Raw genomic sequence first — 23,655 nt, 5'->3', positions numbered from 1 at the left:
GCTGAACTGTATTAGAGCCAGCCGTTGCGCTTGAGCGTGCGGTGGATGGAGAAGCAGACGGCGCCGATGAGCGCCAGCACCATCGGATAGCCGTACGTCCACTTGAGTTCGGGCATGTGCTTGAAGTTCATGCCGTACACCCCGCAGATCATCGTCGGTACGGCGATGATCGCCGCCCAGGACGTGATCTTGCGCATGTCCTCGTTCTGCGTGACGGTCGCCTGCGCCAGATTGGCCTGGAGGATCGAGTTGAGCAGCTCGTCGAAGCCGATGACCTCTTCGTGCACCCGGGCCAGGTGGTCGGCCACATCGCGGAAGTACTTCTGGATGTCGGGGTCGATCAGCCGCATGGGGCGCTCGCTCAGCAGCTGCATCGGCCGCAGCAGCGGCGACACGGCGCGCTTGAACTCCAGCACCTCGCGCTTCAGCTGGTAGATCCGGCCCGCGTCGGACCCGCGCGAGCCGCCCTTCGACGGGGTGGAGAACACATCGATCTCCACCTCGTCGATGTCGTCCTGCACCGAGGCCGCCACCGCGATGTAGCCGTCGACGACATGGTCGGCGATCGAGTGCAGCACCGCGGAGGGACCCTTGGCGAGCAGTTCGGGGTCCTCCTGGAGCCGGTGGCGCAGGGCGCGCAGCGAGCCCTGTCCGCCGTGCCGGACGGTGATCACGAAGTCCCGGCCGGTGAAGCACATCACCTCACCGGTCTCGACGACCTCGCTGGTCGCGGTCAGTTCGGCGTGCTCGACGTAGTGGATCGTCTTGAAGACGGTGAACAGCGTGTCGTCGTACCGCTCCAGCTTGGGCCGCTGATGGGCGTGGACCGCGTCCTCGACGGCCAGCGGGTGGAGGCCGAACTCCCGGGCGATACCGGCGAACTCCTCCTCGGTCGGCTCGTGCAGACCGATCCAGGCGAAGCCGCCCTCCTCACGCACGCGCAGGATCGCCTCGCGCGGGGTCAGGCCGGTGGCCTCGGTGAGCCTGCGCCCGTCCCGGTAGACGGCGCAGTCGACGACGGCGCTGGAGGCGGACGGGTCACGCGTGGCGTCGTAGCTGTTGTACGGGGTGTTGCTCTTGCGCTGGGACGGGCGCACGGCGGCGCGCAGGTCACGGATCATCGACATGGCTGGCTCCTCTTCACGGAGGGCCGTCGGTGGGCGCGTGGAACAGCCCGGAATGGGGACGTGTGCTCACGTCCGCAAAGCGGGCGGCACCGCACGGGCACGGTGACGGCGTTCGCTACAGACAGGCAAAAACGCGGAGCTCTTCCGGTGCGCGAACTGCCGTGGTGACAGCCGGGAAGGGCGTCAGAGCACAGAAGGAAGGCATCCCACGGAAGGGCGGTTGGTACTGCACGGTCGACTTGGATCCACCGCAGCCCCACCTCCTCCGGCCGGTCCCCCGTGGGGGATCACGTGTTGCCAGGACTGAGAGCGACGCTTCTGCGTGCTGTCCCGGCCGACGCCTCAGGCTACCAGCCAGGTGAGGGGCCAATCCCTTCCTTTGCCCGTTCGGGGCGCGTTCTATGCTCGCGGCATGGGAGAAATTCTTGATCTGGCCGAGGCCCGGCTGCGTACGGCGCTGGGCGAGCCGGACGCACGTGCCGATGTGACGTTCCTCGGCACGGACCGTATCGAGGTGCTCCGCTTCATCGACGGAGACGTGGTGCGCTACGCCACGCTCGGCATGTCGGCGCAGCCGATGGCCGATCCGACCTCGCCGCTCGCCGACCCGGTGAAGGGACCGCGCGCCGAGCTGGTCCTGTCCGTGCGGGCCGGGCTCGCCGACACCGACCAGGTGCTGCGGCCCCTCGCGGTCCTGGCGGCCTCCCCGCAGGTCGAGGGGCTGATCGTGGCCCCGGGGGCGTCACTGGACCTCGGGCAGCCGCTGTGGACGGGGGCGCCCTTCAGCTCGGTCCTGGTCGCCGAGCCGGGCGGCCTGGTCGAGGACCTGGAGCTGGACGCCCCGATGGAGCCGGTACGTTTTCTGCCGCTGCTGCCGATGACGCACAACGAGGCGGCCTGGAAGCGGGTCAGGGGGGCGCAGGAGCTGCAGGAGCGCTGGCTCACGCAGGGCACCGACCTGCGCGATCCCCTGCGTGCGTCCGTGGCGCTCGACTGACGGCGCGCCGCTGACCGCTTCCGGGCCGGCCGTCAGTCGGCGAAGACGGTGACGCCGTCCTCCGTGGCGTGACGCGGTTCCAGCTCCTGTGCCTCGTGGGTCAGCGCGGCGCGCCGGACCCGGACAACCGCGGCGCCGACCAGGGCCGCGACGGCGGCGACGACGAACGGCATGTGGATGTCGCTCCACTCCTCGATCTTCGGGGCGAGATAGGGAGCGGCAGCCGCGGCGAACCAGCGGACGAAGTTGTAACCGGCGCTCGCCACCGGGCGCGGCGCGTCCGAGACGCCGAGGGCCAGTTCGGTGTAGACGGTGTTGTTCATGCCGATGAAGGCACCCGAGACGATGGTGCAGACGATGGCCGTCGTGTGGTTGCCGTACCCCAGGACCAGCAGGTCGGCGGCGAGCAGCACCAGGGAGCCGCCGACCACCTTCAGCGAGCCGAAGCGCCGCTGGAGGCGCGGGGCGACGAGCACCGAGAAGACGGCGAGCAGCAGGCCCCAGGCGAAGAACACCGCGCCCGAGCGGTACGGCGACATGTCGAGCACGAAGGGCGTGAAGGCCAGGATCGTGAAGAACGCGTAGTTGTAGAAGAACGCCGACGTCGCGACCGAGGCGAGACCGCCGTGGCCGAGCGCCCTGACCGGGTCGAGCAGTGAGGTCTTCCTGGCCGGCTTGGGCTGCTCCTTGAGGAACGCGGTGATGCAGAGGAAGCCGATCGCCATCAGGGCGGCGGTGCCGAAGAACGGATAGCGCCAGCTGGCGTCACCGAGCAGGGCGCCGACCAGAGGCCCGCAGGCCATGCCGAGGCCGAGCGCCGACTCGTACAGCAGGATCGCCGCCGCGCTGCCTCCGGCGGCCGCGCCGACGATCACCGCGAGGGCGGTGGAGACGAACAGGGCGTTGCCCAGGCCCCAGCCCGCCCGGAAGCCGACCAGCTCGGCGACGGACGACGACGTGCCGGAGAGCGCGGCGAAGACGACGACCAGCGCCAGGCCGGCCAGCAGCGTCCTGCGTCCGCCGATGCGGCTGGAGACGAAGCCGGTCACGAGCATCGCGACGGCGGTGATCAGGAAGTACGAGGTGAAGAGCAGGGACACCTGGCTGGGTGTGGCGTCGAGCCCCTTGGCGATGGACGGCAGGATCGGGTCCACAAGACCGATCCCCATGAAGGCCACGACCGAGGCGCCCGCCGTGGCCCAGACGGCCTTCGGCTGACGCAGGAGGCTCGTCGCTCCCTCGTCGAACGGATCCTCTCCCTGCATGGTTCTCTCGCTCTCCACTAGATCGTTGTGTTATGCACAGAATAAGTTAGCCACGCTAATAAGTGCAACTAGCATCTATCTCCTCCGGTGGGAGCCGCGCTGCGGACGGGTGATCGTCCTTGACGCGGCGACGGCCGGAGAGGACCGTTGGACGGTATGAGGGGCGAACCCAGTTGCCCGAAGTGCGGTGGCCGGGTCAGGGCGCCCGGCCTTTTCGCCGATGCCTGGCAGTGCTCGGCGCACGGCCAGGTGCACCCGATGCAGCCGGTGGTCCCACCCAGCGTCGAGGCGCTCGGAGTGGTGGTGCACCGCTCCGAGGTGCCGGTGTGGATGCCCTGGCCGCTCCCGGTGGGCTGGCTGTTCACGGGCGCGGCGTACGCGGGCGACGACCGCAGCGGCGGCCGTGCCACCGTTGTCGCGTGCTCGGGTCCCGGGCCGCTCGGAGGCATGGGGGAGCTGCTGCTCGTCGCCGAGGAGCTCGGCGTCGGGCTCGGCGCGCGCTACGCCGGCATCGACGGTCCCGACCCCGGATCCGGCCTGAGCATCGACACGGCCCCGGACGCCAAGGTGATCGCGGCGGGGCACCCCACGGCTCTCTGGCACGTCAGGAACGCCCCCGCCGACCGGGCGGTCTTCGCCGGTGAGGCACGCGGCCTGTGGCTCTGGGCGATCGTCTGGCCCGAGCAGTCCGGGCTCCTGATGTACGACGAGCTGGTGCTGACCGACCTGCGCGAGGCGGGCGGCGAAGTGGACCTGCTGCCCTGCGGGGCGCTCACCCCCCGGCTGCTCACACCGCCCTGATCCGGGCCGGGCGGCAGGCGTCCTGAGGGGTGATGTCCGGCGGTTATCCTTGAGCGTCCCCTGTCCGCCCGCGAGCCCCGGAGTACGTCGTGCGCATCGATCTGCACACCCACTCCACCGCTTCGGACGGCACGGACACCCCCGCCGAGCTGGTGGCCAACGCCGCGGCTGCGGGCCTCGACGTCGTCGCCCTGACCGACCACGACACGGTGCGGGGCCACGCGGAGGCGACAGCCGCCCTCCCCGAGGGCCTGACGCTCGTCACGGGCGCCGAGCTCTCCTGTCGCGTCGACGGCATCGGCCTGCACATGCTGGCCTACCTCTTCGATCCCGCCGAGCCCGATTTCGCCCGTGAGCGTGAGCTCGTCCGTGACGACCGGGTGCCCCGGGCGCAGGCCATGGTCGGCAAGCTCCAGGAGCTGGGCGTCCCGGTCAGCTGGGAGCAGGTCGCACGCATCGCGGGCGACGGCTCGGTCGGCCGCCCGCATGTCGCGACCGCGCTCGTGGAGCTCGGCGTCGTCGGATCGGTCTCCGACGCCTTCACCCCGGCCTGGCTGGGCGACGGCGGACGCGCCTACGCGGACAAGCACGAGCTCGACCCCTTCGACGCGATCCGGCTGGTCAAGGCCGCGGGCGGCGTCACCGTCTTCGCCCACCCGCTCGCCGTCAAGCGCGGCGAGGTCGTCCCGGAGTCCGTGATCGCGCGGCTGGCCGCCGCCGGGCTCGACGGCGTCGAGGTCGACCACATGGACCACGACGAGCCCACCAGGGCCAGGCTGCGGGGGCTCGCCGCCGAGCTGGGGCTGCTGCCCACCGGGTCGAGCGACTACCACGGCTCGCGCAAGACCGTCCGGCTCGGGGAGTACACCACCGACCCCGAGATCTACGGCGAGATCACCCGGCGCGCCACGGGAGCCTTCCCCGTGCCGGGCGCCGGCGGACCCGCTCCCGCGTAACGGGCCTTCGTCCGCCCCCTCCTCTTCACCCCTGCGCGCCCGGCCGTCCCGCTGACGGGCCGGCGCGCACCTCCTCCTGTTCGGCCCACTCTTCTCCCGCAAGGCTCACCGTGTTCGACATCGCTGTCTTCGGATCCCTTTTTCTCACCCTTTTTGTGATTATGGATCCGCCCGGAATCACCCCGATCTTCCTGGCCCTCACTGCGGGCCGCCCCGCCAAGACGCAGCGCAGGATGGCCTTGCAGGCCGTCACCGTGGCGTTCGGCGTGATCGCCGTCTTCGGACTGCTCGGCCGGCAGATCCTCGACTACCTGCATGTCTCCGTACCCGCGCTGATGATCGCGGGCGGACTCCTCCTGCTGCTCATCGCGCTGGACCTGCTCACCGGCAAGACGGACGAGCCGACGCAGACCAAGGACGTCAACGTGGCCCTCGTGCCGCTCGGCATGCCGCTGCTCGCGGGGCCGGGAGCGATCGTCTCGGTGATCCTCGCGGTGCAGCACGCCGACGGTGTGAGCGGCCGGCTCTCCGTCTGGTCGGCGATCCTCGCCATGCACATCGTGCTCTGGCTGACCATGCGGTACTCGCTGCTGATCATCCGGGTGATCAAGGAGGGCGGCGTGGTCCTGGTGACCCGGCTCGCCGGAATGATGCTCTCGGCCATCGCCGTGCAGCAGATCATCAACGGCGTCACCCAGGTCATCCAGAACTCCTGAGGCCGTCGAGGCCCCGGACGCGGCCCGGACCGCACAGCGCCCCCGCACGGGCCTTCCGTGCGGGGGCGCTTCATCTCTTCAGCTCGTCATCCGCTCGAAACCAGCGACGCCAAGCAATGCAAGGTGTTACGAAGCCGACGTGTCGGCCGGCCGGATGTAGATGCGCTGGCCCATTGCCGCGGCCTGCTGCACGATCCGGTTGACGGAGGCGGCGTCCACGACGGTGCTGTCCACGGCGGTACCGTCGACATCGTCGAGTCGCATGATCTCGAAGCGCATAGGGCTTCCCTTCGTCTGATCCTCCTGCTGGAGAACTACTGGGAGGACGGGCTTGCCGTCCGCAAGGATGGGGAGCACAAGGCATCTGCCTGTCTCGCGCTCCTCAGAGGGTTTCAACGGCTTGCCCTGCACAAACATTCCCTACGCTAAGGAAATTTTTTGGATGTCTAAGTACCCGTCGGTAATCAGCTATGCGCGGACAATGAGGTCCGTATGAGTCCGGACACATGGACGGACGAGGCGCCGGGCATCCGGGAGCAGCTGGACCGCACCAACGAGCTGCTCACGCGTGTGCTCGCCGAGGTGTCGAAGACCCCCTCCACCCACGCGATCTTCGTGGACGCGGGGTACGTCTACGCGGCGGCCGGGCTGCTCGTCACCGGCACCGAGGACCGCCGGTCCTTCGACCTGGACGCGGAAGGGATGATCGAGGCCTTCATCGACAAGGCCCGCACGATCTTCGCGGACAGCAGGCTGCTGCGCGTGTACTGGTACGACGGGGCGAGGCGCCGGATCCACACCGTCGAGCAGCAGTCCATCGCCGAACTCCCCGACGTCAAGGTCAGGCTGGGGAACCTCAACGCCAACAACCAGCAGAAGGGCGTCGACTCACTCATCCGCACCGACCTGGAGTCGCTCGCCAGGCACCGTGCCATCAGCGACGCGGCACTCGTCGGCGGTGACGAGGACCTCGTGTCGGCCGTCGAGGCCGCCCAGGGCTACGGCGCCCGTGTCCACCTCTGGGGCATCGAGGCGGGCGAGGGCCGCAACCAGGCCGAGCCGCTGCTCTGGGAGGTCGACAGCCAGCGCACCTTCGACCTCGACTTCTGCCGCCCGTACGTGACACGGCGTTCCGTCACGATGTACGAGGACGACAGCCCGACGCCGGCGCGCGACGACGTCCGCTTCGTCGGTGCGCAGATCGCCGCGGGATGGCTCTCGTCACGCGGCCGTGACGCCCTCGCCGATCTGCTGCCGGGTCACCCCTATCTGCCGGGTTCCGTCGACCAGGACCTGCTCGTCGAGGCCGAGCGCCTCCTCCAGCACTCGCTGCGCGGCCATGCCCATCTGCGCCGGGCGCTGCGCGACGGCTTCTGGCAGCACCTCCAGGCGCAGTACTGACGGACCGGGACGCGGAGGCAGGCGTGGATCCGGAGGCCGGCGCGCGTCAGGCGCGGTTTCGGATCTCGTTCCAGAACGCGACGAGGGCCGCCGCGGTCTCCTTGGGCCTCGCCGTGTTGGGTGAGTGCTCGGCACCCTCGATCACGGTGCGCCGGGCGCCGAGGCGCCTGGCCATGTCGTCGAACAGCGGCACGGGCCAGACGTCGTCGCGCTCGCCCGAGATCACATGCACGGGCAGGGACAGCGCGGCCAGCTCGTCGACCCGGTCCGGCTCCGACGAGAGCTGCGCGCCGGTGGCGATCAGCTGGGCCGGGTCGTGGCGCAGCCAGCGCCGGCGCATGTCCTCGCCGCCGCCGGTGTCCGCGTCCTCGGGCGGGTCCATCGCGCGCATCAGCCGCCAGACCTCGTCCATGCTCCAGCGGCCCAGCGCGTCGCTGAGCAGCCGTGCCTTCTGCTGCTGGGCGGGGTCGATCTCGGCGGGGCCGGAGGACATCAGGGTCAGCGAGCGGAAGGGCGCCGGGTCCAGCAGCACCGCCGCACGGGCGATCTGGCCGCCCAGGGAGTGCCCCAGCAGATGGACGCCGCCGGGCGGCACGCCATCGGCGGCGGCTGCCTGGGCCAGTACATCACGGGCCAACTCGACCTGTGCGTAAGGGGTTTCGTGCCCCCCGGGATGTTCCCCGGCCCCGGTCTCGTACTGCCCTCTGCCGTCCACGGACAGCACCCGGAAGCTGGCCCCGGTGAGGGGTTCGAGCAGCGCGATGAAGTCCTCCTTGCTGCCGGTGTACCCGGGCAGCAGAAGGGCGGTGGAGTGTGCGCCGGCCGGCGGTGCGGCGTCCAGTACGGCGAAGTCCCCGCGCTCGGTACGCAGTACGCGGGCACGGGCACAGGGGGGCGGGGTGAAGGTGGGCGGCCTGCTCATGGGCCCGAGACTATCGCCGCTGTCCCGGACACGCCCGGACAGCCGTACAGCGGTCCCGGAGCGCCGTACGGCCCCGGCCCCCGCAGCGCGGGAACCGGGGCCGTACGGCAGTGACCGCGGCCGGGATCAGCCCTCGGTCGTCGTCCCCTCGGCGGACACCGACGCGCGGGAACGGCGCCTGCGCGGCTTCGCCGGTGCCGCATCGCCGTCCGTCGCGGTCCCGCTCACCACGGCGCTCTCCGCCTTGTCCGCGACCGTGGCGCGCGACCGACGACGGCGCGGCTTGGTCTCCGCCGCGTCCTCGGCGGTCGCCGTGACGGCCACCGTCTCGGACTTCGGCTTGGCGGCGGCGCGCGTACGGCGGCGCGGCTTGGTCTCGGACACCGGCTCGGAGGCCGGAGCGATCTGGAAGTCGACCTCGTCGGCCGGCTTCACGACCCGGGTGCGGCGGCGCGGCCTGGTGGCCACGGGCTCCGTCACGGGCGCGGTGACGGCCACCGTCTGGAAGTCCACCACGGGCGCGGCGGCGGCAGCGGACTGCGCGGCGACCGGCTGCGTGGTGGGCTGCGTGCTCGTGGTACGCGCACGGCGACGGCGCGGCTTCGGGTCCGCGGCCGGCTCGGCCTCGGCCACCGGTGCGGCCTCGACGACCGGCGCCTGCCCGGCGGCCTGGGTCCCGGCCACGGCCACCGCCGCCTCCGTCACGGCCTCGGGGGCGAGGGCACGCGTACGGCGCCGACGGCGCGGGGTGCGCGGCTCGGCCGCGTCCTCACCGGCCGCCTCACCTGCGGGCGCGGGCACCGTGGTGGCGGCGGACTCGTCGAGGACGCTGCCGCTCCGGGTGCGCCGACGCTGACGCGGGGTGCGCGGCGCGCGCTCCTCGCGGGGAGCCGGGGCGGAGGCGGCGGACTTGCGGCCACGGCCACCGGTCTCGCCGAGATCCTCGACCTCCTCCGCGCGCAGGCCCGCACGGGTCCGCTCGGTGCGCGGCAGGACACCCTTGGTGCCGGCCGGGATGCGGAGCTCCTCGTACAGGTGGGGGGACGTGGAGTACGTCTCCGGCGGGTCCGGGAAGTCCAGGTCCAGAGCCTTGTTGATCAGCTGCCAGCGCGGGATGTCGTCCCAGTCGACCAGCGTGATCGCGATGCCCTTGGCACCCGCGCGCCCGGTACGCCCGATGCGGTGGAGGTAGGTCTTCTCGTCCTCCGGCGACTGGTAGTTGATGACATGGGTCACACCCTCGACGTCGATGCCGCGCGCGGCGACATCGGTGCAGACGAGGACGTCCACCTTGCCGTTGCGGAAGGCGCGCAGCGCCTGCTCACGCGCTCCCTGGCCGAGGTCGCCGTGGACCGCGCCGGACGCGAAGCCGCGCTTCTCCAGCTGGTCGGCGATGTCGGCGGCCGTCCGCTTCGTACGGCAGAAGATCATCGCCAGTCCGCGGCCCTCGGCCTGCAGGATGCGGGAGACCATCTCCGGCTTGTCCATGTTGTGCGCGCGGTAGACGTGCTGCGCGGTGTTCTTGACGGTCGTGCCCTCGTCGTCGGGCGAGGTGGCGTTGATGTGCGTCGGCTGGGACATGTAGCGGCGCGCGAGGCTGATGACGGCACCGGGCATGGTGGCCGAGAACAGCATCGTCTGGCGCTTCGCCGGCAGCATGGTGATGATGCGCTCGACGTCGGGCAGGAAGCCCAGGTCGAGCATCTCGTCGGCCTCGTCGAGGACGAGGACACGGATGTGCGAGAGGTCCAGCTTGCGCTGGCCCGCCAGGTCGAGCAGCCGGCCGGGGGTGCCGACGACCACGTCGACGCCCTTCTTGAGGGCCTCGACCTGGGGCTCGTAGGCCCGGCCGCCGTAGATGGCGAGAACGCGGACGTTACGCACCTTGCCGGCGGTCAGCAGGTCGTTGGTGACCTGCTGGCAGAGCTCACGGGTGGGCACGACGATCAGGGCCTGCGGTGCGTCCGTCAGCTTCTCGGGCGCGGCGCGGCCGGACTCGACGTCGGCGGGGACGGTCACACGCTCCAGGAGCGGAAGACCGAAGCCGAGCGTCTTGCCCGTGCCGGTCTTGGCCTGGCCGATGACATCGGAGCCGGAGAGCGCCACGGGGAGCGTCATCTCCTGGATGGGGAAGGGGGACGTGATGCCGACCGCCTCAAGGGCTTCGGCCGTCTCGGTGAGGATTCCGAGTTCGCGGAACGTAGTCAGGGTGCTGCCTCTTCTGTGAGACGCGGCCCGAGGCGAACGCTGGGGGTCGTACCGTGCCGGGGTTGGTCATCCGGCTGGGTGGGCCGGGTGGCGCGGGACCACTGCCGTCGCTCGAGCGCTCGTGCCGCTGAGGGGGCCCCTCATCTGCGGTCGTACGTGGTGTACGGCCGACCGGAGGGCTGTCGGGTCGGAGCCGATCGGGCCTCCGACCGGGCATCCTCATTCAAGGTCGCGCTCCTGGCACAGCAAAATGCTCAGTAAGCGCAATACCACTGTACCCCGGATTTGCGCATGCGTGTTGGGCGAATTCATCGGAACGGTGTGATGTCTCCCGCTGACCGGGCCCTTCCGTACCGTTCCGGGCGGGCTATTCTGCGCTTCATGGAGACGCCTGACAACGCCACTGAAGTATCCGACGAAGCGCCCGCACCGACCGGAATCGCCGCTCAGGACTGGGCCACCGCGTCCGTCGAACCGCAGTACCGCGCCGCTGTCGTGGATCTGCTCGGCGCGCTCGCCTACGGGGAACTGGCGGCCTTCGAGCGGCTCGCCGAGGACGCGAAACTCGCGCCGACACTCGGCGACAAAGCGGCACTGGCGAAGATGGCGTCCGCCGAATTCCACCATTTCGAGCAGCTGACCGACCGGCTCACCTCCGTCGACGAGGATCCGACCGTCGCCATGGAGCCGTTCGCCAAGGCGCTGGACGACTTCCACCGCCAGACGGCCCCGTCGGACTGGCTGGAAGGCCTGGTCAAGGCGTACGTCGGCGACTCGATCGCCAGTGACTTCTACCGGGAGATCGCCGCCCGCCTCGACACCGACACCCGCTCCCTCGTCCTGTCCGTGCTCGACGACACGGGGCACGGGAACTTCGCGGTCGAGAAGGTCAGGGCCGCGATCGAGGCCGACCCCCGCCTCGGCGGCCGGCTCGCCCTGTGGGCGCGCAGGCTGATGGGCGAGGCGCTCTCGCAGGCGCAGCGGGTGGTCGCGGACCGCGACGCGCTGTCCACGATGCTCGTGGGCGGCGTGGCGGACGGCTTCGACCTGGCCGAGGTCGGCAGGATGTTCTCCCGGATCACCGAGGCGCACACCAAGCGGATGGCCACGCTCGGTCTCGCGGCCTGATCCGCCTCGGCCGGGTGCTCCTACTGGGCCGCCGCTGATCGCACCGGGCGGCTGCCGCGCGGGCGGATCAGCAGCGACAGGGTCACCGCTCCGACCAGCAGGGCACCGGTGGGCGTGGCCAGGACATGGCCCGAGCCCAGCGTCGAATGCGTCAGATACGCGCCGAAGAGGGCACCGAGGCCACCCGTGACGAACACCACGCGGGAGGACGGGAGCCGGCCGGGCAGGAAGCGGAGCACGACCCAGGACAGGGCGAGTCCGAGCACGACGGAGCTGATGGATTCCCAGAGCACTGAGGGGTCACCTCGCTTGATGGCGCGGAGGTCGGTCGGTCGTAGGCCGTCCTACCCCTGGCCACCGGGATACAACCCTCCACGGCCGTTGTGAACCCCACCGAGGGAAGGGCCCTGAGCCGATCCGGAGCAGGTCCTCAGTGGATCCGGCGGAGAAAAGATGGAGGCCCGGCGGAATCATCCGCCGGGCCTCCGCCTCTGCTGCCGTGTCGCGCGGGCTACAGCGCGCCGAATCCCACCCGCCGGGTGTTGGGCTCGCCGATCTCCACATAGGCGATCCGATCGGCCGGCACCAGGACCTTGCGGCCCTTGTCGTCCGTGAGGCTGAGCAGCTGCGCCTTGCCGTTGAGCGCCTCGCCGACCGCGCTCTCGACTTCTTCGGCGGAAAGTCCGCTCTCCAGAACGATCTCGCGGGGCGTGTGCTGCACCCCGATCTTGACCTCCACGGCTATGTCCCTCCGACGGTCCGTCTCTGCGCGGTGAACCGCGCCGTACGCAGCACACATTAGCCCGGTGAAGGGACGGACCACGGGTGGACCGGCAACGCCCGCAGCGAACACCGGCCACGGTTCACACCGGGCTCAGTGCTGATCGGCACCGTGCAGCGGGAATCCGGCGATGCCCCGCCAGGCCAGCGACGTCAGCAGCTGCACGGCGGAGTCGCGCGGAATGCCGGACGGGCTGGAGAGCCAGTAGCGCGCCACGACCTGGGAGACTCCGCCCAGGCCGACCGCCAGCAGCATCGACTCGTCCTTGGACAGGCCCGTGTCACCGGCGATGACGTCGGAGATGGCCTCGGCGCACTGCAACGAGACCCGGTCGACGCGCTCGCGCACCGCGGGCTCGTTGGTCAGGTCGGACTCGAAGACCAGACGGAAGGCGCCGCCCTCGTCCTCCACGTACGCGAAGTAGGCGTCCATCGTCGCCTCGACGCGCAGCTTGTTGTCCGTGGTCGACGCGAGCGCCGTGCGGACGGCCTGGAGCAGTGACTCGCAGTGCTGGTCGAGCAGCGCGAGGTAGAGCTCCAGCTTGCCGGGGAAGTGCTGGTAGAGCACCGGCTTGCTGACGCCGGCCCGCTCGGCGATGTCGTCCATCGCCGCGGAGTGGTAGCCCTGGGCGACGAAGACCTCCTGCGCGGCGCCCAGCAGCTGATTGCGTCGGGCACGGCGGGGCAGCCGGGTGCCCCGCGGGCGCGCCGCCTCTGTCTGCTCGATGGCTGTCACGCCGCCTCCCAAATTCGTGTTCGAACACAGTCGTACCGTGCACGCTGCGCCGTGGGTCCATCGTACTTTTGGGTAACCCGCGTGTGCGCGGCGCGAACGCAGAATTTCACGGACCGGACGGCTGCGGTAGCCACAGATACGTAGGCCCATGCCGCAAAGCGGTGCGTTTTACCGGTAATCGTCCTCATCCTGTGTGACAACGCGGGCTTGTTCCGCCGCATCCGCCTCGTTCGCGGCCTCGCGGTCGACGTCGGTGAGGGGTTCGTCGCGTTCCGGCCGGACGGCGGCCTTCTGTTCGGCGGTGTCGGCTTCGGGGGCTTCGGGGTCCGGTTCGTCCGGCTGCGGGTCCTCGAAGGTCTCCGGGTCGGTCGGGTCGACCGTCATGGTGACTCCCTTCCCTGTCTCTTGAAGCCTAGGAGCAACCCCCCGAGGACGCTACGCGGTCTGTGACGGCGAACACATGAACCACCGCGTGATCGTCTCGTAACATTGCCGCATGTCTTCGACCGAGCTGCCCGGTATCCCCGCCGCCGCTGCCGCTGTGGCACCCACGGTCAGTGCCGTCCGGGTCGCGGAGGGGGAGACGCTGCGCTCCGTCGCGCTGCCTGGCCTCACCCTGACCGTCCGTTCCCGTCCGGCGGAGACGGCGGCGCCCGCCCCCGCGCTCTTCGTGCACGGCCTGGGCGGCTCCTCCCAGAACTGGTCGGCCCTGATGCCGCTGCTGGCGGACACGCTCGACAGCGAGGCGGTCGATCTGCCCGGCTTCGGGGACTCCCCGCCGCCGGACGACGGCAACTACTCCGTCTCCGGGCACGCCAGGGCGGTGATCCGGCTGCTGGACGCGGGCGGGCGCGGTCCCGTTCACCTTTTCGGGAACTCCCTGGGCGGCGCCGTTGTCACCCGGGTCGCGGCCGCCAGGCCCGATCTGGTGCGCACGCTGACGCTGATCTCCCCTGCCCTGCCCGAGATCCGGGTGCAGCGGTCCGCCGTACCGACCGCCCTGCTCGCACTGCCGGGCGTCGCATCGCTGTTCGCCCGTCTCACCCATGAGTGGACCGCGGAACAGCGCACCCGTGGCGCCATGGCACTCTGTTACGGCGATCCGGCACGTATCTCCGACGAAGCCTTCCGTCACGCGGTGGCCGAGATGGAGCGCCGGCTTGAACTGCCGTACTTCTGGGACGCCATGACGCGCTCGGCACGGGGCATCGTGGATGCCTACACGCTGGGGGGACAGCACGGGCTGTGGCGCCAGGCCGAGCGGGTGCTCGCGCCGACCCAGCTGGTGTACGGCGGACGGGACAGGCTCGTCTCGTACCGGATGGCACGCAGGGCGTCCGCGGCCTTCCGCGACTCGCGCCTGCTGACACTGCCCGACGCCGGGCACGTGGCGATGATGGAGTACCCGGAGGCGGTCGCCCAGGCGTTCCGGGAACTGCTCGACGAACGCGGCGGGAGCTGATCCGGGGCGTGGGACGACACAGCCGAAAGGGCCCGGGGCCCACCCGGCGCGACACCGGCACAGCGACCGGCACCGGTACGGAGCGCGGCACCGGCCGGCGTGGCCGGGACCCCGCCGCACCACCACCGCCGCGCGACGGCCAGGGCCCCTTCGGCGGCGCCCCGCAGGTCCGCGGCGGGCACCCCGAGCAGCGTGAGCCGGGCGGTGGCTGGGGTACAGGGCCGCAACCGCGCTACGACGCCGGGCGGGACCCGGCAGGTCCTGGCGCCCAGGAGCTCTTCCGCGCCAGGCAGGCTGCCGCCATGGCGCGGCAGCAGGCGGCGCAGCAGGCGATGGCCGAGCGGCGTACGGCCGGGCCGCAGACCGGCAGCCCCCCCCTGATACCGGGCCCGCGCAGGGAGTTCCTGGAGGCGTTCGACACCGAGCCCTCGCGTCCCGCACCCCCGGTTCCGCCCCAGGACACGGGCCCGACCTCCCAGGAGCCCGGCGAACCCGACGGACCCCTGGAGAGCGCCCCGGACGGGGAGGCCGCCCGGCCCAAGGGCGGCAAGGGCCGTGCCTTCACCGGGATCGCGGCCGCCGCGGTGACCACGGTCCTCGCGGTCGTGGTGGCCGGCCAGGTGGCGCGGGACTCCGGGAGCGCGGCGGACGGTTCGGGGAGTGTCGGGGTCGACCGGCAGGACGGCGACGACGCCTCACGCTCCGCGGGCAGACCGGCTCCGGTGCCGACGAAGGAGCAGGTGGCCGAACCCCCGTCGTACGCGCAGAAGATGGCCACGGCCTATCCGCTGGCACCGGACCTGAAGGGGGCGGGGAAGTTCGAGGCGGTGCGGGGGCTGGCCAAGGCGCCGGGCAAGGGGCACAAGTACCGGTACCGCATCGATGTCGAGAAGGGACTCGGCCTCGAGACCGCGCTGTTCGCCGAGGCCGTGCAGAAGACCCTGAACGACGACCGCAGCTGGGCGCACAACGGCGCCATGACCTTCGAGCGGATCTCCTCGGGTCAGCCCGACTTCGTGATCACCCTCGCGAGTCCCGGCACCACGGCCGTCTGGTGCGAGAAGTCCGGCCTGGACACCACCGAGGACAACGTGTCCTGCGACTCCGCCGCCACCGACCGCGTGATGATCAACGCCTACCGCTGGGCGCAGGGTGCCTCGACCTTCGGTCCCGACAAGATGCTGATCTACCGTCAGATGCTGATCAACCACGAGGTCGGCCACCGGCTGGGGCACAACCATGTGAGCTGCCGCACTCCCGGTGCGCTGGCGCCCGTGATGCAGCAACAGACCAAGACCCTCGACCTGGACGGCATCAAGTGCCGCCCCAATCCATGGGTGTATCCCGGAAATTGAACCGGAGCCGAACCGGCTCCGGGGTCGTTCTGTCCGCATCGCGGGACGGCCGTCTCAGGGCGCGTTGACATCGGGGGAGTGGGGCGGCCATATTTCTCCGCATGTCACGCAGCCCCGCATTCTCCGAGCGCGCCGCCCTTGAGCTGGCCCTCTTCGGTGTGACCGGGCACTGCGTAGCCGACGTTCTCTGTCGCTGACGCCTGCCCGCGTGCGCGTCGGCCCCTGAGGAGCCCTTTCCCGGCTCCTCGGCCCGTCTTCCCGCCGCGCCCGGGCGTTCTCCGTCCGCAGGCGCGGCACCTCGGTATCCGGTCCCCTCCCCGTCCACGGGCGGGACCCGCAGCGCCCCGGGCGGACCCGTCCCCTCCCCCGCCGCAGCACACCGAGAGGTCATCTTCCGATGAGTCAGCCGTCCGTCATATCGCGCCGCGTGGCAACCACCGCCGCTGTCAGTCTCGCCCTGGTCGCCGGCCTCGCGGCCTGCGCGGGACCCCAGGACAACGGGGGAGACGGCGGCGGCTCCGACGCCTCGGCGAAGCCGCGGAAGGGCGGCACCCTCACGGTCCTCAACAGCACCCCGCAGGAGGACTTCGACCCCGGACGGCTCTACACCTCCGGCGGCGGCAACGTCCCCTCCCTGGTCTTCCGTACGCTCACCACCCGCAACCGTGAGAACGGCGAGGCGGGCGCCGAGGTCGTCCCCGACCTGGCCACCGACCTGGGCACGCCCAGCAAGGACGCCACCGTCTGGACGTACACGCTCAAGGACGGGCTGAAGTACGAGGACGGCTCCGCGATCACCAGCGCGGACATCAAGTACGGCATCGAGCGGTCCTTCGCCCCCGAACTCTCAGGCGGCGCGCCCTATCTGCGTGACTGGCTGATCGGCGGGGCCGACTACCAGGGCCCGTACAAGGACAAGAAGGGCCTCGCCTCCATCGAGGTGCCGGACGAGAAGACCATCGTCTTCCATCTGAACAAGCCCGAGGGCGAATTCCCCTACCTCGCCACCCAGACCCAGACCACCCCGGTCCCGAAGGCCAAGGACACCGGCACCAAGTACGAAGAGCACCCCGTCTCCTCAGGCCCCTACAAGGTCGTCTCGAACGAGAACGACGGCGAGCGGCTCGTCCTGGAGCGCAACCCGCACTGGTCGGCGAAGACCGACGAGGAGCGGAAGGCCTACCCGGACAAGATCGACGTACGCTCCGGTCTGGACTCCGCCGTCATCAACCAGCGGCTCTCCGCGTCGCAGGGCGTCGACGCCGCCGCCGTCACGACCGACACCAACCTCGGCCCGGCCGAACTCGCCAAGGTCTCCGGCGACAAGAAGCTCGCGGCCCGCGTCGGCACCGGGCACTTCGGCTACACGAACTACATCGCCTTCAACCCGAAGGTGAAGCCCTTCGACGACCCGAAGGTGCGCCAGGCCATCGCCTACGCCGTCGACCGCTCGTCCGTGGTCAACGCGGCAGGCGGCTCCTCGCTCGCCGAGCCGGCCACCACCTACCTGCCGAACCAGAAGTCCTTCGGCTACAAGGACTACGACCACTTCCCCGCGGGCGAGACGGGCAACGCCGCGAAGGCCAAGGAGCTGCTGAAGGAGGCCGGCCACCCCAACGGCCTGAAGATCACCCTCACGCACTCCAACGACAAGGACTTCGAGACCAGCCCGGAGATCGCCACGGCGCTCCAGGCCGCCCTCAAGAAGGCGGGCATCACCGTCGAGCTCAAGGGACTCGAGCACAACGACTACGCCGACACCATCCACAGCGCGACCAAGGAGCCGGGCTTCTTCCTCGCGCACTGGGGCGCCGACTGGCCCTCCGGAGGCCCCTTCCTCGCGCCGATCTTCGACGGCCGCCAGATCGTCAAGGGCGGTGCGAACTTCAACACCGGCTTCCTGGACGACCCGTCGGTCAACAAGGAGATCGACGCGATCAACAAGCTCACCGACCTGGACGCCGCGGCCGAGCGCTGGGGCGCTCTCGACCAGAAGATCGGCGAGCAGGCGCTGACGGTGCCGCTCTTCCACCCGGTCTACAAGCGGCTCGTCGGCCAGGACGTCAAGAACGTGGTCATCAGTGACTGGACCGGCGTTCTCGACGTCTCCCAGATCGCGGTCAAGTAGGACGGTCCAGCATGTCGGAAGCACTTCTGGTCCAGGAGGCGGGAGCGGCGACCGCCGCCGCTCCCGCCTCGGGGGCCCGGCAGTTCTGGCAGCGGCTGCGCGCACAGCGCGCGGCCGCCGTCGCGGCCGCCGTGGTCCTCCTGCTCTTCCTGGCCGCGCTCGGCGCGCCCCTGCTCGCCGCGCTCGCGGGACAGGACCCGGACACCTACCACCCCGACCTCGTCGACTCGGCGGCCGGCGGGGTCCCCATCGGCTCCTTCGGCGGGATCGGCGCCGACCACTGGCTCGGCGTCGAACCGCAGACCGGCCGCGACCTCTTCGCCCGCATCGTCTACGGGGCCAGGGTGTCGCTCGGCGTGGCCGTCGCGGCCACCGTCCTCCAAGTGGCCATCGGCGTCGCCGTGGGACTCGCCGCAGCGCTCGGCAGGCGCTGGGTCGACCAGATCCTCAGCCGGATCACCGACATCAACGTCGCCCTGCCGCTCATGGTCATCGCACTCGCGCTGCTGGCGATCGTGCCGGCCTCCTTCCCCAGGCCCGTCCTGATCGCGCTGGTCATCGGCGGCATCAACTGGGCCGGCACATCGAAGATCGTGCGTGCCCAGGCGCTCGCACTGAAGTCCCTCGACTTCGTCGAGGCCGCCAGGCTGGCGGGCCGAGGACGGTGGAGCATCGCCCGCCGCGAACTGCTGCCCTCACTCGCCGCGCCCGTCATCACCTACGCCGCGCTGCTCTTCCCCGTGAACATCACCGTGGAGGCGGCCCTGTCCTTCCTCGGCGTCGGCATCAAGCCGCCCACTCCGTCCTGGGGACAGATGCTCACCGAGGCCGACACCTGGTACCAGTCGGCCCCCACCTACCTCCTGCTGCCCGCCGGGCTGCTCTTCGTCACGGTGCTCGCCCTGACCGTCCTCGGTGAGGGCGTCCGTACGGCACTCGACCCACGGGCGGCCTCCCGGCTGCGGGTCGGCACCGGACGCAAGGCGCGCAGGGAACGTACGAAGGAGCAGGCGGCATGACCGGATTCCTGCTGCGGCGCCTCGGCGGCGCCGTCTTCGTGCTCCTCTCCCTGACCGTCATCCTGTACGCGGTCTTCTACGTCGCCCCCGGCGACGTCGCCCAGATCGCCTGCGGACCGCGCTGCTCACCCGCCCAGGTCGCCCAGGTGACCGAGCAGCTCAGGCTCGACGACCCCGTGTACACGCAGTACTGGCACTTCCTCCAGGGCATCGTCGCGGGACGGGACTTCTCCACCGGCACGGCCACGGAGCACTGCTCGGCGCCCTGCCTCGGGGTCTCCTACCAGAGCGACCAGCAGGTCATGAAGCTGATCCTGACCAAGCTGCCGGTGACCGGCTCGCTCGTCATCGGCGCGTTCGTCCTGTGGATCCTGCTCGGCGTCGGCACGGGAGTGCTGTCCGCCTGGCGCCGGGGCCGGATCACCGAGCGGGTCCTCACCTGGCTGACCCTGGCCGGCACGGCCACGCCGGTCTTCGTCATCGGGCTGCTGCTCATCATTATTTTCTGCTCCACGCTCCGGTGGCTGCCCTCGCCCACCTATGTGCCGTTCACCGAGAATCCCGAGCAGTGGGCCTGGGGACTCCTGCTGCCCTGGGTGTCCCTGGCGCTCATCGAGTCCGCCAAGTACGCCCGACTGACCAGGAGCTCCATGCTGGAGACACTCGCCGATGACCATGTGCGCACCTTTCGCGCGTACGGCGTCGGTGAGCCCGCCATCATGGGGCGGCACGCCCTGCGCGGTGCGCTCGCCCCCGTGATCGCGCTGAGCGCACTGGACTTCGGCTCCATGTTCGGCGGCGCCGTGCTGACCGAGTCGCTCTTCGGGATCCCGGGCATCGGGCGCGAACTCGTCCACGCGGTCAAGGTCGTCGACCTGCCCGTGGTGGTCGGCATGGTGCTCGTCACCGGATTCTTCGTGGTGCTCGCCAATGCCGTCGCCGACATGCTGTACGCGCTGGCCGATCGACGGGTGGTTCTGTCATGACAACTCCGCTGGTCCAGGTCGAGGACCTCGTCGTCGACTTCGGAACCGTCCGTGCGGTGGACGGGCTCTCCTTCACCCTGGAGGCGGGTGCCGCCCTCGGCGTCGTCGGCGAGTCGGGCTCGGGCAAGAGCGCCTCCGCGTCCGCGCTGCTCGGGCTGCACCGGGACACCGGTGCCCGGGTCACCGGGACCGTCCGTGTCGCCGGCACGGACGTGGGCGCGGCGGACGACGCGGAACTGCGGGCCCTGCGGGGCGCGAAGGCCGCGATGGTCTTCCAGGACCCGCTCTCCTCGCTCGACCCTTACTACACGGTCGGCGACCAGATCGCCGAGGTGTACCGGGTGCACAACTCCGGCTCCCGGCGGGCCGCTCGGGCCCGGGCCGTCGAGGTCCTCGACCGGGTGGGCATCCCCGACGCGGCCCGCCGCGCCAGGTCGAGGCCGCACGAGTTCTCCGGCGGGATGCGCCAGCGGGCGCTCATCGCCATGGCCCTGGCCTGCGAACCCCGGCTGATCGTCGCGGACGAGCCGACCACCGCACTCGACGTCACCGTGCAGGCGCAGATCCTGGACCTGCTGCACGACCTGCGCAGTGAGACGGGCATGGGGCTGCTGCTGGTCACCCATGACGTGGGCGTCGCGGCGGAGAGCGTGGACGACATCCTGGTGATGCGGCACGGCCGCGCGGTGGAGCGCGGCCCGGTCGCCGATGTGCTGGGCGCTCCCCGGCAGCCGTACACCAGGGAGCTCCTGGCGTCGGTCCCCAGGATCGACGGGAAGCGGGCCGCGGTGCCCGGTCCGAGGACCGTGACCCCGGACACCGGACCGCTCATCGAGGCCGAGGGGCTGCGGCGTGAGTTCGGCCGTGGCGCCGGCCGTGTCACCGCGGTGGACGGGGTGTCCCTCACCGTCCACGCCGGAGACACCCTCGGCATCGTGGGGGAGAGCGGCAGCGGCAAGACGACGCTCGGGCGGATGCTCGTGCGGCTGACCGATCCGACGTCAGGACGGCTGCGGTACGCGGGCAAGGAGATCGGCTCGCTGTCGGAGAGGGACCTGCGTCCCTTCCGCCGCGAGCTCCAGATGGTCTTCCAGGACCCCGTCGCCTCGCTCAACCCGCGCCGCTCGATCGGTGAGTCCGTGGCCGATCCGCTCCGTGCCGCGGGAGAGAACGACGAGGGGCGGATCCAGGACCGGGTGCGCGAACTGCTGGAGAGGGTCGGGCTCGACGCAGGCCGGTACGCGCGCTATCCGCACGAGTTCAGCGGTGGTCAGCGGCAGCGGATCGGCATCGCGCGTGCGCTGGCGGCCGAGCCGAAGCTGATCGTGTGCGACGAGCCGGTCTCCGCGCTCGACGTCACGACCCAGGCCCAGGTGATCGCGCTCCTCGCCGAGCTCCAGAGCGAGCTCGGCATCGGACTCGTCTTCATCGCCCACGACCTCGCGGTCGTACGGCAGGTCAGCGACCGGGTGGCGGTGATGCGGCACGGCCGGATCGTCGAACAGGGCACCGTCGACGAGGTGTACGGATCCCCCCAGGACCCGTACACGAAGCAGCTCCTGGCGGCGGTCCCCGCCCTCGACCCCGCACAGGCCGCGGCACGCCGTGCGGCCCGCTCGGAGCTGGCCGCAGCCTGACTCTGTGTCACCGAACGCTCGCTTATCGCAACAGAACGCGACCCGAGTGGGAAAGTTACGCCGGTTCACCCCTTTCGGTGGTGCGACGGACAACCGTCCGTCGCACCACCGGTGTGTCCGCATACGGTCGTCCCGCTGTGACCCGCTGATCAACGGCGGGTGTCGACAAGGGAGATCGGGGGTGTGCTCGTGCGGATCGGACTCCTCACGGACGGTGGTTACCCGTATGCGAACGGTGAGTCCAGACTCTGGTGCGACCGTCTGGTGCGCGGTCTTCCCCAGCACGAGTTCGACCTCTTCGCGCTCAGCCGCTCCGCCGACCAGGAACAGCAGGGCTGGGTCAGACTCCCCGACCGGGTCGAGCGGGTGCGGACCGCGCCGCTGTGGACCCACGACGAGGACGTCCGGCACACCGGCGCCAGGACCAGAGGTCTGACGGGCCGCATCGCGACCGGCCTGGGGCGCGCGTACGGACGGCGGGACCGACGGCGCTTCACGGCGCACATGACGGCGCTCGTCGGCGCGGTCTGCGCCGGCCCCGAGTCCGCAGCCGAGGCCGACGGCACCGAGGCCGGAGCGGCGACCGGGCTCTTCACCGACGGCCTCTACGGCCTCGCCGAACTGGCCCGGGAGCGCGGGGGACTGCACAGCGCCCTGCGCTCCGAGACGACCGTACGCATCGTGGAGGCCGCCTGCCGCGCGCCCGGCACCGGACGGACCGTCCACAGCGCCACCGTCCCCGATTACCTCTCCTTCGTGGCCGAGCTGGAGCGCACCCTGCGCCCCCTCTCCCTCGACTGGTACGACGAGGACGGACTCGGCGCGGTCGACCTCTGCCATGCGGCGTCCGGCGGTGCGGCCGCTCTGCCGGGGCTCCTGGCCAAACGCTTCTTCGGTGTACCGCTTCTGGTGACGGAGCACGGTGTGCCGTTGCGGTCCCACTACCTGGCGGCGCCCGAGGCGCCGCTCGGTGCGCCGGTGCGCGCCCTGCTGGCCAACTTCCACGGGCTGCTCGCCTCCGAGATCTACCGGCAGGCCTCGCTGATCACCCCGGGCAACACCCATGTCCGCCGCTGGCAGGAGCGCTTCGGCGCAGACCGGAGCAAGGTGCGCACGGTCTACCCCGGCATGGAGGCGGAGCGGTTCGCAGCCGTGGGGGAGTGCGACGACGACGGGGGCCCCGGCACGCTGGTGTGGATCGGGCGCATCGAGCCCGCCAAGGACCTGATCGCCCTGCTCCACGCCTTCGCCGAGGTGCTCAGGGCCGAGCCGGACGCCCGGCTGCGGATCTTCGGCGCGCCGGTCCAGGGGGCCGAGGGCGAGGCCTATCTCGCCCACTGCAAGGCGCTGGCAGCCCAGCTCTTCCCCGACGAGGCCGCCGACGCGCACGCGGTCGGCGACAACCCGGTCACCTTCGAGGAGATCGGCGGACCCGAGGTACCCGACCTCGCGGAGGCCTACGCCGCCGGCGGCGTGGTCGTGCTCTCCAGCGTCGTCGAGGGCTTTCCCATCAGCCTGGTCGAAGCGATGTTCTGCGGCCGGGCGACCGTCTCGACGGATGTGGGCGCCGTGGTCGAAGTCGTCGGCGGTACAGGCCTGGTGGTGCCCCCGCGCAATCCGCGGGCGCTCGCCGACGCCTGTGTCGCGCTCCTGTGCGACCCGGAGCGCCGTGCGCGCCTGGGCGCGGCGGCGCGCGCCAGGGCGCTCGAACTCTTCACCGTCGAGCAGAACCTCACGGCATTTCGCGGCATTTACCTGGACCTGGTCGGCCACGCCCCGTCCCGCTGGGCGACGCCGCCCGGCCCCGAGGATCAGGCAGGCCGCCCCCGCCCCTTCGCCACACCCCCGGAGGCCCATGTGCTGGGTGCCCTGCCTCCCGAGCGGATCGCGGCGGTGCTGCCCGCGGGAGCGGCGTCCGGGCCCGCCGTCGGTGCCTCCCGGGTGCCGACCTGGGCGGTCGGCGCGGAGGGAGTGTGCGCGGGCGCACGCGGGGCGGGGGACGGCGATGCATGACGACGACATCAGCGGCCA

General features: G+C 71.0%; 23 protein-coding genes. 14 read left to right on the top strand and 9 right to left on the bottom strand.

Going from position 1 to position 23,655, the window contains the following annotated elements; all coding sequences use genetic code 11:
• Positions 1–11: 11 nt before the first annotated feature.
• The gene (locus OG623_RS11180; protein WP_406146100.1) at positions 12–1,127 is read right to left on the bottom strand and encodes a magnesium and cobalt transport protein CorA; all 1,116 of its coding nucleotides are present in this window, start codon (positions 1,125–1,127) and stop codon (positions 12–14) included.
• 412 nt (positions 1,128–1,539) lie between these two features.
• Here OG623_RS11180 and OG623_RS11175 point away from each other — a divergent pair, with 412 nt between their 5' ends.
• A complete protein-coding gene (locus OG623_RS11175) occupies positions 1,540–2,124 on the top strand; it encodes a suppressor of fused domain protein (protein WP_362891945.1) in 585 nt (194 codons plus the stop codon).
• Positions 2,125–2,156: 32 nt separating this feature from the next.
• Here the strand turns inward: OG623_RS11175 and OG623_RS11170 are convergent, their stop codons facing one another.
• Positions 2,157–3,389, bottom strand: coding sequence for an MFS transporter (locus OG623_RS11170; protein WP_406146099.1), 1,233 nt, complete (start codon positions 3,387–3,389; stop codon positions 2,157–2,159).
• 156 nt (positions 3,390–3,545) lie between these two features.
• On the opposite strand from OG623_RS11170, the gene OG623_RS11165 reads away from it, so the two are divergent.
• From OG623_RS11165 to OG623_RS11155, 3 genes are all read left to right on the top strand, one after another.
• A complete protein-coding gene (locus OG623_RS11165; protein WP_406146098.1) occupies positions 3,546–4,190 on the top strand; it encodes a DUF6758 family protein in 645 nt (214 codons plus the stop codon).
• Between the two features lie 89 nt (positions 4,191–4,279).
• The gene (locus OG623_RS11160; protein WP_406146097.1) at positions 4,280–5,146 is read left to right on the top strand and encodes a PHP domain-containing protein; all 867 of its coding nucleotides are present in this window, start codon (positions 4,280–4,282) and stop codon (positions 5,144–5,146) included.
• A 110-nt stretch (positions 5,147–5,256) separates the two neighbouring features.
• The gene (locus OG623_RS11155) at positions 5,257–5,862 is read left to right on the top strand and encodes a MarC family protein (RefSeq protein WP_406146096.1); all 606 of its coding nucleotides are present in this window, start codon (positions 5,257–5,259) and stop codon (positions 5,860–5,862) included.
• 126 nt (positions 5,863–5,988) lie between these two features.
• Here OG623_RS11155 and OG623_RS11150 read toward each other — a convergent pair whose 3' ends face one another.
• Complete coding sequence (locus OG623_RS11150; protein ID WP_014154223.1) at positions 5,989–6,141, bottom strand: hypothetical protein; 153 nt, start codon at positions 6,139–6,141, stop codon at positions 5,989–5,991.
• A 213-nt stretch (positions 6,142–6,354) separates the two neighbouring features.
• Between OG623_RS11150 and OG623_RS11145 the strand changes: the two genes are divergently transcribed.
• Positions 6,355–7,263 (top strand): NYN domain-containing protein, encoded by a 909-nt coding sequence (locus OG623_RS11145; RefSeq protein WP_406146095.1) that lies wholly within the window; start codon positions 6,355–6,357, stop codon positions 7,261–7,263.
• 46 nt (positions 7,264–7,309) lie between these two features.
• Here OG623_RS11145 and OG623_RS11140 read toward each other — a convergent pair whose 3' ends face one another.
• Both OG623_RS11140 and OG623_RS11135 read right to left on the bottom strand, forming a co-directional pair.
• Positions 7,310–8,185, bottom strand: coding sequence for an alpha/beta fold hydrolase (locus OG623_RS11140; protein ID WP_406146094.1), 876 nt, complete (start codon positions 8,183–8,185; stop codon positions 7,310–7,312).
• A 126-nt stretch (positions 8,186–8,311) separates the two neighbouring features.
• The gene (locus OG623_RS11135) at positions 8,312–10,303 is read right to left on the bottom strand and encodes a DEAD/DEAH box helicase (RefSeq protein ID WP_406146093.1); all 1,992 of its coding nucleotides are present in this window, start codon (positions 10,301–10,303) and stop codon (positions 8,312–8,314) included.
• A 471-nt stretch (positions 10,304–10,774) separates the two neighbouring features.
• Here OG623_RS11135 and OG623_RS11130 point away from each other — a divergent pair, with 471 nt between their 5' ends.
• Positions 10,775–11,521, top strand: coding sequence for a ferritin-like fold-containing protein (locus tag OG623_RS11130; RefSeq protein WP_406146092.1), 747 nt, complete (start codon positions 10,775–10,777; stop codon positions 11,519–11,521).
• 20 nt (positions 11,522–11,541) lie between these two features.
• Here OG623_RS11130 and OG623_RS11125 read toward each other — a convergent pair whose 3' ends face one another.
• From OG623_RS11125 to OG623_RS11110, 4 genes are all read right to left on the bottom strand, one after another.
• Complete coding sequence (locus tag OG623_RS11125; RefSeq protein ID WP_406146091.1) at positions 11,542–11,814, bottom strand: hypothetical protein; 273 nt, start codon at positions 11,812–11,814, stop codon at positions 11,542–11,544.
• 218 nt (positions 11,815–12,032) lie between these two features.
• Entirely contained in the window at positions 12,033–12,260 is a 228-nt protein-coding gene (locus OG623_RS11120) for a DUF3107 domain-containing protein (protein WP_406146090.1), read from the bottom strand.
• A 135-nt stretch (positions 12,261–12,395) separates the two neighbouring features.
• Positions 12,396–13,037 (bottom strand): TetR/AcrR family transcriptional regulator, encoded by a 642-nt coding sequence (locus tag OG623_RS11115; protein WP_406146089.1) that lies wholly within the window; start codon positions 13,035–13,037, stop codon positions 12,396–12,398.
• Between the two features lie 168 nt (positions 13,038–13,205).
• Positions 13,206–13,421, bottom strand: a complete 216-nt coding sequence (locus tag OG623_RS11110) for a hypothetical protein (RefSeq protein ID WP_406146088.1) — start codon at positions 13,419–13,421, stop codon at positions 13,206–13,208.
• A gap of 112 nt (positions 13,422–13,533) precedes the next feature.
• On the opposite strand from OG623_RS11110, the gene OG623_RS11105 reads away from it, so the two are divergent.
• The 8 genes from OG623_RS11105 to OG623_RS11070 all read left to right on the top strand — a co-directional run bounded on the left by OG623_RS11105 (position 13,534) and on the right by OG623_RS11070 (position 23,637).
• Positions 13,534–14,499: an alpha/beta fold hydrolase gene (locus OG623_RS11105; RefSeq protein WP_406146087.1), complete on the top strand. Its 966-nt coding sequence runs from the start codon at positions 13,534–13,536 to the stop codon at positions 14,497–14,499.
• An 8-nt stretch (positions 14,500–14,507) separates the two neighbouring features.
• Positions 14,508–15,854, top strand: coding sequence for a DUF3152 domain-containing protein (locus OG623_RS11100; RefSeq protein ID WP_406146086.1), 1,347 nt, complete (start codon positions 14,508–14,510; stop codon positions 15,852–15,854).
• Positions 15,855–15,955: 101 nt separating this feature from the next.
• Positions 15,956–16,051 (top strand): Ms4533A family Cys-rich leader peptide, encoded by a 96-nt coding sequence (locus tag OG623_RS11095; protein WP_406146085.1) that lies wholly within the window; start codon positions 15,956–15,958, stop codon positions 16,049–16,051.
• Between the two features lie 200 nt (positions 16,052–16,251).
• Entirely contained in the window at positions 16,252–17,982 is a 1,731-nt protein-coding gene (locus tag OG623_RS11090; protein ID WP_406146084.1) for an ABC transporter substrate-binding protein, read from the top strand.
• An 11-nt stretch (positions 17,983–17,993) separates the two neighbouring features.
• Positions 17,994–19,001, top strand: coding sequence for an ABC transporter permease (locus OG623_RS11085; protein WP_406146083.1), 1,008 nt, complete (start codon positions 17,994–17,996; stop codon positions 18,999–19,001).
• Positions 18,998–19,987 carry an ABC transporter permease gene (locus OG623_RS11080; RefSeq protein ID WP_406146082.1) on the top strand — a complete coding sequence of 330 codons (990 nt, stop codon included), beginning with the start codon at positions 18,998–19,000 and terminating at the stop codon, positions 19,985–19,987. The genes OG623_RS11085 and OG623_RS11080 overlap by 4 nt, the downstream gene beginning before the upstream one ends.
• Entirely contained in the window at positions 19,984–21,624 is a 1,641-nt protein-coding gene (locus tag OG623_RS11075; RefSeq protein WP_406146081.1) for a dipeptide ABC transporter ATP-binding protein, read from the top strand. The genes OG623_RS11080 and OG623_RS11075 overlap by 4 nt, the downstream gene beginning before the upstream one ends.
• A 189-nt stretch (positions 21,625–21,813) precedes the next feature.
• Positions 21,814–23,637 (top strand): DUF3492 domain-containing protein, encoded by a 1,824-nt coding sequence (locus OG623_RS11070; RefSeq protein ID WP_406151781.1) that lies wholly within the window; start codon positions 21,814–21,816, stop codon positions 23,635–23,637.
• Positions 23,638–23,655 lie beyond the last annotated feature (18 nt).

The sequence above is a fragment of the Streptomyces sp. NBC_01012 genome (assembly GCF_045162755.1).
Lineage (GTDB): Bacteria > Actinomycetota > Actinomycetes > Streptomycetales > Streptomycetaceae > Streptomyces.
The sequence above is the reverse complement of the archived record's forward strand: the minus strand, read 5'-3'. Positions and strand labels throughout refer to the sequence as shown.

Excerpts from the sequence above, each read along its gene's own strand:
- OG623_RS11180 (WP_406146100.1), bottom strand. The coding sequence starts at position 1,127 with ATGTCGATGATCCGTGACCTGCGCGCCGCCGTGCGCCCGTCCCAGCGC.
- OG623_RS11175 (WP_362891945.1), top strand. The coding sequence starts at position 1,540 with ATGGGAGAAATTCTTGATCTGGCCGAGGCCCGGCTGCGTACGGCGCTG.
- OG623_RS11170 (WP_406146099.1), bottom strand. The coding sequence starts at position 3,389 with ATGCAGGGAGAGGATCCGTTCGACGAGGGAGCGACGAGCCTCCTGCGT.
- OG623_RS11165 (WP_406146098.1), top strand. The coding sequence starts at position 3,546 with ATGAGGGGCGAACCCAGTTGCCCGAAGTGCGGTGGCCGGGTCAGGGCG.
- OG623_RS11150 (WP_014154223.1), bottom strand. The coding sequence starts at position 6,141 with ATGCGCTTCGAGATCATGCGACTCGACGATGTCGACGGTACCGCCGTG.
- OG623_RS11145 (WP_406146095.1), top strand. The coding sequence starts at position 6,355 with ATGAGTCCGGACACATGGACGGACGAGGCGCCGGGCATCCGGGAGCAG.
- OG623_RS11140 (WP_406146094.1), bottom strand. The coding sequence starts at position 8,185 with ATGAGCAGGCCGCCCACCTTCACCCCGCCCCCCTGTGCCCGTGCCCGC.
- OG623_RS11135 (WP_406146093.1), bottom strand. The coding sequence starts at position 10,303 with ATGACGCTCCCCGTGGCGCTCTCCGGCTCCGATGTCATCGGCCAGGCC.
- OG623_RS11130 (WP_406146092.1), top strand. The coding sequence starts at position 10,775 with ATGGAGACGCCTGACAACGCCACTGAAGTATCCGACGAAGCGCCCGCA.
- OG623_RS11110 (WP_406146088.1), bottom strand. The coding sequence starts at position 13,421 with ATGACGGTCGACCCGACCGACCCGGAGACCTTCGAGGACCCGCAGCCG.
- OG623_RS11105 (WP_406146087.1), top strand. The coding sequence starts at position 13,534 with ATGTCTTCGACCGAGCTGCCCGGTATCCCCGCCGCCGCTGCCGCTGTG.
- OG623_RS11095 (WP_406146085.1), top strand. The coding sequence starts at position 15,956 with ATGTCACGCAGCCCCGCATTCTCCGAGCGCGCCGCCCTTGAGCTGGCC.
- OG623_RS11090 (WP_406146084.1), top strand. The coding sequence starts at position 16,252 with ATGAGTCAGCCGTCCGTCATATCGCGCCGCGTGGCAACCACCGCCGCT.
- OG623_RS11085 (WP_406146083.1), top strand. The coding sequence starts at position 17,994 with ATGTCGGAAGCACTTCTGGTCCAGGAGGCGGGAGCGGCGACCGCCGCC.
- OG623_RS11080 (WP_406146082.1), top strand. The coding sequence starts at position 18,998 with ATGACCGGATTCCTGCTGCGGCGCCTCGGCGGCGCCGTCTTCGTGCTC.
- OG623_RS11075 (WP_406146081.1), top strand. The coding sequence starts at position 19,984 with ATGACAACTCCGCTGGTCCAGGTCGAGGACCTCGTCGTCGACTTCGGA.